The following is a 1238-nucleotide window of genomic DNA, read 5'->3' as shown; positions in this document are numbered from 1 at the left end:
GGTGACCGGGATGCTGTCGGGGTCTGTCGGGTCGGGGATCTCGCCGGGTTCGTCGGGGTCGGCCGGGTGGGCGGGCTCGTCGGTGCTCACCGGGCGGCCGGGCGCCTCGGTGTCCCCCGCGCGGCCGGATTCGTCAGTGCCCACCGGGCGACCGGCTTCGTCGGTGCCCACCGGGCGACCGGCTTCATCGGTGCCCACCGGACGACCGGCTTCATCAGTGCCCACCGGGCGATCGGCTTCATCAGTGCCCACCGGGCGATCGGCTTCATCAGTGCCCACCGGGCGACCGGCTTCGTCGGTGCCCTTCGGACGAGCGGGGTCCTCGGTGCCCACTGGACGTCCGGCTTCATCGGTGCCCACCAGGCGTCCGGCTTCGTCGGTGCCCACCGGACGAGCGGGGTCCCCGGTGCCCACCGGGCGGCCCGCCGAGTCCGTGGCCGTCGGCCCGGTGGGCCGGCTCGGGGCGGTCGGCGGGGCGGAGCCCTTCGTGCGGGCGGGGACCGGTTCCTCGCCGTCGATGTCGAAGACGTAGTCCTCGGACTCCCCCACCCACTCCCCGTCCTGCCCCCGCCGCTGGACCAGCGCGGCCTTGACGGTGACATGGTCGGCGTACGCCTCGGAGGTGATCATCAGGCGGAGCCTGACGGTGACCGTCTTGCCGGGGGCCACGGTGTACCCGGCGAAACCGTCGGCCCCGACCACGCCGACCAGCTCCTGGTGATCAGTGCTCTCCAGCCGGACGGGGCGCCGCTTGTGTCGGTCGTAGAAATCGAGTTTGGCCTGCGACGGGCGCAGAAGACGCTCGTCGTCGACGAGGACCACCACCGGATGGACGTCCGCGCACGCCTGCGCCCCGGTGTTGACGAGGTCGATGTACCAGGTGCCGGGCGGCCCACCGGCCCGGTAGGTGTCGGGACCGCCGTGGATGCGGGTGCCGAGCGGGAAGGACCCGTCGTCCCCCGCCGCGCAGGGCGCGACGGCGGCCGCGGACGGCACGGGTGCGAGCGCGGTGACCGCCACCAGACAGAGCGAGGCGGGCATGGAGGTGGACGCGGAGCAGCGGGACAGGGACACCGACAGGACCGAGGACAATCGCATGAACACATGAACATGCCGGACCCCCGTCCCCGAGCCCCGCGCCACTCCGGCCCCGCCCCCAGCTCCGCCCGATCAGTGGACCCACGCTGAGCCAACCGGCAGGCCCGCGCCCGCACGCGCCGGCCCCAGCCCGGCCCGTC

1 protein-coding gene is annotated in these 1238 nt (G+C 74.2%); it reads right to left on the bottom strand.

Features of this window, described 5'->3' with window-relative positions:
* Positions 1–1098, bottom strand: a 1098-nt coding sequence (locus tag GT030_RS03925; protein ID WP_161199853.1) for a hypothetical protein, incomplete at its 3' end; no start/stop codon positions are given.
* Positions 1099–1238: the final 140 nt, after the last annotated feature.

Origin of the sequence: Streptomyces sp. SID1328 (assembly GCF_009865595.1) — a bacterium.
In the GTDB taxonomy this organism is placed as follows: domain Bacteria; phylum Actinomycetota; class Actinomycetes; order Streptomycetales; family Streptomycetaceae; genus Streptomyces; species Streptomyces griseoluteus.
Note: the sequence above shows the minus strand (reverse complement) of the source record. Positions and strands in the feature narration are given on the sequence as shown.